7 protein-coding genes and 1 tRNA gene are annotated in these 6,952 nt (G+C 63.0%); 5 read left to right on the plus strand and 3 right to left on the minus strand.

What is annotated here, in order from left to right; translation table 11 throughout:
• Positions 1 to 857, plus strand: an 857-nt coding sequence (locus ACH2EI_RS16975) for an aminotransferase class V-fold PLP-dependent enzyme (RefSeq protein WP_395160900.1), incomplete at its 5' end; no start/stop codon positions are given.
• Between the two features lie 179 nt (positions 858 to 1,036).
• Positions 1,037 to 2,332, plus strand: a complete 1,296-nt coding sequence (locus tag ACH2EI_RS16980; RefSeq protein ID WP_395156211.1) for a D-arabinono-1,4-lactone oxidase — start codon at positions 1,037 to 1,039, stop codon at positions 2,330 to 2,332.
• A 32-nt stretch (positions 2,333 to 2,364) separates the two neighbouring features.
• Here ACH2EI_RS16980 and ACH2EI_RS16985 read toward each other — a convergent pair whose 3' ends face one another.
• Positions 2,365 to 3,108 carry a trypsin-like peptidase domain-containing protein gene (locus ACH2EI_RS16985; protein ID WP_395156209.1) on the minus strand — a complete coding sequence of 248 codons (744 nt, stop codon included), beginning with the start codon at positions 3,106 to 3,108 and terminating at the stop codon, positions 2,365 to 2,367.
• Between the two features lie 100 nt (positions 3,109 to 3,208).
• Between ACH2EI_RS16985 and ACH2EI_RS16990 the strand changes: the two genes are divergently transcribed.
• A complete protein-coding gene (locus ACH2EI_RS16990; RefSeq protein ID WP_395156207.1) occupies positions 3,209 to 3,994 on the plus strand; it encodes a maleylpyruvate isomerase family mycothiol-dependent enzyme in 786 nt (261 codons plus the stop codon).
• Between the two features lie 28 nt (positions 3,995 to 4,022).
• Here the strand turns inward: ACH2EI_RS16990 and ACH2EI_RS16995 are convergent, their stop codons facing one another.
• Entirely contained in the window at positions 4,023 to 4,712 is a 690-nt protein-coding gene (locus ACH2EI_RS16995) for a hypothetical protein (RefSeq protein WP_395156205.1), read from the minus strand.
• 12 nt (positions 4,713 to 4,724) lie between these two features.
• Positions 4,725 to 6,200, minus strand: a complete 1,476-nt coding sequence (locus ACH2EI_RS17000; RefSeq protein ID WP_395160902.1) for a hypothetical protein — start codon at positions 6,198 to 6,200, stop codon at positions 4,725 to 4,727.
• Between the two features lie 93 nt (positions 6,201 to 6,293).
• Here ACH2EI_RS17000 and ACH2EI_RS17005 point away from each other — a divergent pair, with 93 nt between their 5' ends.
• Positions 6,294 to 6,473 carry a hypothetical protein gene (locus tag ACH2EI_RS17005; protein WP_395156201.1) on the plus strand — a complete coding sequence of 60 codons (180 nt, stop codon included), beginning with the start codon at positions 6,294 to 6,296 and terminating at the stop codon, positions 6,471 to 6,473.
• A gap of 283 nt (positions 6,474 to 6,756) precedes the next feature.
• Positions 6,757 to 6,832: transfer RNA gene (locus tag ACH2EI_RS17010), tRNA-Ala, on the plus strand.
• The last annotated feature ends 120 nt before the right edge of the window (positions 6,833 to 6,952 follow it).

A 6,952-nucleotide genomic window follows, 5' to 3' on the forward strand; every position in this document is an offset into this window, starting at 1 on the left:
ACGGCGCGAACGCGATCGCCTTCATCCACGCCGCAAAGACTCGCGGTGTCATCATCGATCGTGTGCCCAGTGATGAGCACGGCCAGGTGTCGGTGGACGCGATGGCCGAGCGGCTCCAGCATGCTGATGACGTCGCGCTGGTGTCACTGACGCATGTGCCGACCAACGGCGGGCTTGTGAACCCGGCTGCTGCCATCGGCCGACTCACCCGAGCGGCCGATGTGCCGTTCCTTATCGACGCTTGCCAGAGCGTTGGGCAACTCGATATCGACGTCGATGAGATTGGTTGCGACTTCCTGTCGGCCACCGGCCGCAAGTATCTCCGAGGTCCGCGCGGCACCGGATTCCTCTACGCCCGAACATCGATCCTCGACCGCGTGACACCGTCGCAGCCCGACCATCACGGTTCCGACTGGTCGAGCACCGACGACTACACGTTCGTTCGTGGTGCGCGGCGATTCGAGTACTGGGAGTTCAGCCACGCTGGGTGGCTCGGGTTGGGCGCAGCGGTCGATGTTGCCCTCGACCTGGGGCTCGATCGAATCGAGGTGACCGTGGCTGAGCGCGCCAGTCAGCTGCGAACGATGCTCACCGATCTTGGATTGACCGTCTACGACGAGGGTCTGCAGCGCTGTGGCATTGTGACAACGGCTTCCTCGAACATCGCGTCGACCGACCTCAAGGCAGCGTTGAGTAGCCGCTCGATCAACGCCTCGACGACGTCCGCTGGTTCATCGCGCTACGACGTCGAACGACGGAACCTGCCCAACATGCTCCGCCTGTCGGTCCATTGCACCACCACTGTCGACGAGCTCAAGCGGGCCATCGCTGCATTGACCTCAATCCTCCAAAACTGAGATCGCAGCGACGCGCCAACGCGTCGTAACAGTCTCCATTTTGGGCGAAGTGGGATGAGTCGCCAAAATTGGGATCGCTACTCCCCTCCGGTGCAGTGAGTTGGTCTCGATTTCGGACGGGCGGGATGGCGACGTGCCTGCGTCTGGCTTATTTTGGGCATGCGCCCTACAATCGGCGTATGAGTGTTCCGACAAAAAACTGGGCCGGCAATCAACAGTGCCATCCGCAGGGCCTACACGAGCCGACGAGCGCCGCCGAGGTGTCCAGCATTGTTGCCGCCGCCCACGCTGCCGGCGAGCAGGTCAAGGTGATTGCTGGCGGGCACTCGTTCACCGACACCGCAATGACGCACGGCCATCTCCTGTCGCTCGACAAGATGAAAAAGATCATCTCGACCAACGGCGATGACGTCACGGTGCAGGCTGGTATTCGGTTGTTTGATCTCAACGACGAGTTGGCGAAGCGCGGCCTGGCACTCCCGAACCTGGGCGACATTGCCTACCAGTCGATTGCTGGTGCGACGTCGACTGCCACGCACGGCACTGGCGCTGGCCACGGCAACATTGCCACTCGGATTGTCGGCATAGAGTTGGTCACGGGTGACGGCACGATCCGCCGCGCCGACGAGGTCAACGACCCGGAACTACTTCGCGTCGCACGCGTCGGTGTCGGTTCGCTCGGCATTCTCACCGAGGTCACCATTCGCTGCGTGCCAGCTTTCAACTTGCATGCGATCGAGACGATTGAGACGCTCACCGATGTCGTCGCCGATTTCGAAGGCGTGATGCACTCGACTGACCACGCCGAGTTCTTCTGGATGCCAGGCGCTCGCAGATGCATGGTGAAGCGCAACACGATTACTGATCGCCCCGCCGCCCCGCAGTCGAAGATTGGTTACATCAAAGATAAGTGGATTGCGGAGAATTTGGCGTTCGGCACGGTCTGTCGCGTTGCTCGAAGCTTTCCCTCGCTCGCACCCAAGGTCGCGAAGGCGATCACGTCGTCGGCCAGCGGACGCGAAACGCTCGACCGGAGCGACAAGGTCTTCTGCAGCCCGCGCAAGGTGCGGTTCCTCGAGATGGAGTACGGCGTGCCGTTTGACGCCGTGCCGGATGCACTCGGTCGCATCGACGCGTTGATTAAGACGTTGCCGGTCAAGCCGATCTTCCCGATCGAAGTCCGGGCCTCGGCTGCCGATGACATTCCGCTGTCGACGGCCAATGGCCGGGCGTCGGGCTGGATTGCGGTCCACCAGTACAAGGGCATGCCGTACGAGGCCTACTTCCAAGGCGTCGAGCAAATTATGAACGACTACGCCGGCCGCCCGCACTGGGGCAAGATGCACTACCAGTCGTCACACACGCTGCGCGATCGCTACCCCGAGTGGGACACGTTTCAAAAGTGGCGCGCCGAGCTCGACCCGACTGGGACATTCCGCAACACCTATACCGACCGCGTGCTCGGCGTCCTGTGATCTGAAATCGGTGGGCCGAAGTAGATCCCCGCTCAACGGGAGATGCACTGGCCGACGTCCACCGGCGCGATCTCCGCAGTGAGTGCGGTGCCGTCGATGACTCCGCTGGGCAGGTCGATCGCCCAGGCCCGCCCGTCGACACGATTGCTGCGTGCCCAGACGATGCCAGCACCGCCGCCGGGGAGGACGACCATTGCTCCGGAGTCTCCGGTGTCGACCGAGCTCTCGATCTCGAAGCCGTCCCGGACGACCTCGCGTTCGATGTAGATGTCGGTCGTCGAAATGTTTGCCTCACGGACGACGCGAACATCGATTTGCTCGACCTCCATGACGCCATCGCGTTCCCGAATCCGAACGAGAACGCCTACTTCGTTCCGACGAGCCTGCATGGGACGAATCGTCAGTGGCGTTCCGAGCGCGGACGCGGGTCGCAGAATGGCGAGGTCGAGGGCGGGGTCGAACAGCACGACCTCGGCGGCAGCTCGTGCGCCGTCGCGATCGATGACCTCCACCGACGTCGACCCGGCCACGACGTGTGCAGCAGTCACGATGTCACCCCCATCGATGACGGTGCCGGTTCCGAAGCCGATGCGCGGCCCGCATCCATCGGCGCGGACGTCGATGGCGGCTGCCACGGCAGACTGAGTATCAAGTACCGGCGTAGCTGTCGAATTGGTCGGTTCCGAAGCGGGCACGTCGGCATCGTTCGCAGCACAGCCCCCGACGAGCATTGCAAGTGCCAGCCCCCAGGCTCCTCGCCGTACGTTGAATGGCATCGAGCACGACCGTAGTCCGGCCGTCATCATCACCTGGATGCGCCCGAACACCTGCAGCTCTGAGCGCGAGCACCGGGTGCAATTACGCGAGACTTGCGCGATGACACATGCAGCTATCGAAGCACTCGAGGTCGAGGTGGCGCGCGCCAAGGAGATTTTTGCATCACTGACCCCCGCCGAATGGGAGGCAGATTCGGGCTGCGATGGCTGGCGTGTTCAAGACGTGGCGCAGCACATGGCTGCTACGTTCCAGACGATCGCTGCGCCCGACACCGTCGATGGGGGCGATTCGGGAAAGGCCGAAGTGTCTGCCGAGGTTCCCGTTCAACAGCGCAAAGGCTGGACGCCTGCCGAAGTGATTGCTGCCTACGACGAGTGGTCGGAGAAGGGTGTCGCTGCACTGGCTGCGCTGCAGGAAGCACCAATGGCCGACACCGTTGTTCCGCTTTCCGACTTGGGCGAACATCCGCTCCACATCCTGGGCAATGCAATCGTGTTCGACCACTACTGCCACTTGCGCCACGACATCGGTGCAGCCATTGATCGCGCCGCGCAACTCCCGCGCGACGCGGCAGCGTTGAGTGCCACGCTGGAATGGATGCTTGCTGGCCTGCCTCAGATGTGCGCCGACGAGCTCGATGCTGCGCCGAATCAAGCTGTCAACCTGGTCTTCGACGGTCCTGCCGCCAACACGTTCTGTATCGCACCCGGCCCGGACGGTTGGACGGTGAAGAATCACGGTGACGATGATGCACCGGTGATCCGAACGACCGCACACGACTTCGTGTCGTGGGGGACCAAGCGGACTGACTGGCGAGGAACCAGCACCGGCGACGTCGGCAACGAGCGGGTCGCCGCCGTGCTCGACGCCATCAACATCATCTGATCGGCTCGAGCGGAGGGACCGATTTCGCTTATAAGCGGCGGCGGAGCTCGACGTAGACCTCGGCACCTGCCAGCGCGGTGAGCTCGTCGCGGAGCGAGTCGATCACTTGCTCGTTACCGGAGTACGCCTCGCCGCCTTCGGATCGCTCGGTGCAGCACCACGCCATCGTTTCGCCGTGCTGACTCCAGTCGGCACGGCTCCAGCGGCGAACCGTTGCAGTCTCAGTGTCGGCGTTGACTTCTTGCCAGTCGACACGCAGCGGCAGTTGCCAGCAGACCGATGGCTTCCATTCGGTCGGTGACTCGTCGAACTCGACGGCCGCGATGTGGAGCGCACAGCCCTCCCCACCTGCGAAGCCAGGTCGGTTGAGGAAGATGCAAGCGTCGTCAATGACCCGCGTGTGGGTGCGGTCGTCGTTGCCGTAGATGGCGAGCAGGCCCGGTGTGTCGGTTTCATGAGCCTGGTCGAAGTGTTGGAAGTTCTCCGGGGTCAGCATCGATGCGTATGCCAGGACCTCCTTCGACTCGGCTTGGCCTGCGGGGCCGTCACCGAAGTGGGCGCCGAGCGAGCAGCAGCCCTGGTTCAGTTCTTCGGACGGTTCGGTGAGGATGCCTTTGCACCCCTTGCCGAACAGGCAGGTCCAGTTGGACTCGAGGAACTCCCGCTCGAATCGCCAGACGGTGTCGCCGCGATCGATCTCGATGAACTCGTCAGTCATGAAGGAGAAACATCACAGATCGGCGAAGGCAACACTGCGGCCGGCCCGACCGATGTCGACAGGATCGGCTGGATCGCTGTCGGGCACGGCCCGTTCGGTGAGTAGCAAGCGGTTGTTGTTCTCGACGACGAGCGTGCCGCCATCGGGTGAGATCGCGAGCACATCGCCCACGAGCGTGACGGGTTGCACGGCGTCGGGGGTGAGGGACAGGTAGCCCGCTGATGTCGGCACGACGGGCAGGCACCCGCTGACATCGGCAAGCACCTCCGGCTGAGCAAGGGCTTCGATTCTGATGGCGCCATCGTCGAGATCGACGACCATGATTTCGTTGGTCGCAGCGCGAGCGAGAATGACGCACGTGCTGCGACGCGGCGCGAGTTTGTCGATGCCGGTCGTGGTCGGCTGGGCGCCAGGAAGGTCGGCGATCACGAGGCCATCGCCGTCGACGATCGCTGTGCCTTGGTCGCCACGCACGATCAGCCGATCACCGCGAGGCGCCACGTTGCCGGACTGCACAGTGCCGACGCTGAGGGAGTCGAGCGTGGTGACTTCGCCGCTGGCGATCGACAGTGAGAGGACCTCGCCTTCGACGCCGATGAGAATGACATTGCCACCGGAGATCATTCCGGCTCGGACTGACGCAGTTTGGGTGGAGACACCGGCCTCGCCGTCGTGGTCGAAGACGTTGATGTTTGCGTTGGTGCCGACGTTCTGAGCTGTCACCACGATCGAGTCGTTGACCGCCAGCGCCAAGCCCGGGAAGAAGCTCGGAGCATCACGGTCGAATGAGAAGAGGACGCTCTGGAAGTTGCCCGAGTCGGTCACCAAGACGTTGCGCCCAGTGGGATCGCTGCGGGCCAGGTCGATGTCGTATCTAGCCCCGGGAACGGTGTCGAGATCCGCGGTGTCGATCACTTCACGAGTCGGACCGTGCACGAGCACGACTCGCTCCGACGCGATGTCGGGGGCGATGACGGTGGCAACGGTCCCCGACGGGCGGACGAGCTCGCCAGCCGACTCGATGTCGATGGTGGCGATGCCATCGGGTGCAGAGAGGTCAGCCACAGCAATGCTGTCGGTCGATGCAGCAATCACAGTCGACCCAATGACAGAACTGTCGGTGAGCGATTGGATGCCAAGCCGAAACCGGCCGGTCTCTTCACCGTCGGCGTCGGTGAGGACCACGGCGCCAATGTTCTTGTCGATCGACACGATGGTGTTCCAGTCGCTGTCACCAAAAGCCGAGCCGGAGCCACCGTCGGCGCTTCCGAGCAGGTTGCCGGCAACGATTGACGCGACGGCGATGAGCACGACGACGAGACCAACGACGATTGCGCGGCGGATCAGAAAGTTTGGAACGCCACGGCGTCTGTTGTCGTGACCCTCAACGGAGTCGCGCCCGCGGCTCGGGTCGTGTCGTTGTTCGCCACGTGCGACATCTGGCAGGCCGCCGCCGTCGTCGTACATCGGTGGACGAGAACGAGGCATCGCAGTGGATCGTACGCGTTGTAACGTCGCTGGGGTGATGTTTGCAGCAGGTCGATGGATTCATTTGGGTGCAGGCTGGTCGGAGGTGCTGTCGTGATCTTCGAGTGTCCGCGTTGCTCCACCTCGGTCGATGAGGAGTACTTCGGCCCGTGCGACACGTGCCGTATCCACCTGCGTGCCACTATCCGCGCCGACGCCCGCCACGTTGACCTTGCCGAGTATGAGCCGAAGATGAACGTCACTCCCAACGCCGTTGCCCTGAAAGACGACTGACGCTTTTCGTGATTTGTCTGCGCACCCCAGTGCGCAGAATCTTCACGAGATTACTGGCGATTGATCAGCCGGAGGGAGTGTTCGCCATCTCGTCGATCCAGCTCCGGACCTTGAGGTGGAGCGTCCCGAGGCAAAATCGGGACGCGCTGTGTGTTGCTGCCAAATCCTGCCAAAGGTGTGAGGTAGGTGCGCCTTGGATTCCAGTTGCACCTCTACCTCACGCCTTCGCCGAAAGTCACGCGGTGGACCGGGCCAGAGCCCCGATATCCTTCCACCTGCCTCTGGGGACGTAGCTCAGTTGGCAGAGCACCTGCTTTGCAAGCAGGGGGTCGTGGGTTCGATTCCCATCGTCTCCACCATTAAAGCCCCTGGTAGCAGCGCTGCCGGGGGCTTTTGTGTTGACGGGGACATCCCGGCGTGCCACTATCGTGCCAGTAGCAACGGGCGACAGAGGAGATTCACATGGCACAGCGGAGAGC

Origin of the sequence: Ilumatobacter sp. (assembly GCF_041688325.1) — a bacterium.
Classification (GTDB): Bacteria; Actinomycetota; Acidimicrobiia; order Acidimicrobiales; family Ilumatobacteraceae; genus Ilumatobacter_A.

Bases quoted from the DNA above. Each gene is read 5' to 3' on its own strand.
- ACH2EI_RS16995 (WP_395156205.1), bottom strand. From the start codon at position 4,712: ATGACTGACGAGTTCATCGAGATCGATCGCGGCGACACCGTCTGGCGA.
- ACH2EI_RS16980 (WP_395156211.1), top strand. From the start codon at position 1,037: ATGAGTGTTCCGACAAAAAACTGGGCCGGCAATCAACAGTGCCATCCG.
- ACH2EI_RS16990 (WP_395156207.1), top strand. From the start codon at position 3,209: ATGACACATGCAGCTATCGAAGCACTCGAGGTCGAGGTGGCGCGCGCC.
- ACH2EI_RS17000 (WP_395160902.1), bottom strand. From the start codon at position 6,200: ATGCCTCGTTCTCGTCCACCGATGTACGACGACGGCGGCGGCCTGCCA.
- ACH2EI_RS16985 (WP_395156209.1), bottom strand. From the start codon at position 3,108: ATGCCATTCAACGTACGGCGAGGAGCCTGGGGGCTGGCACTTGCAATG.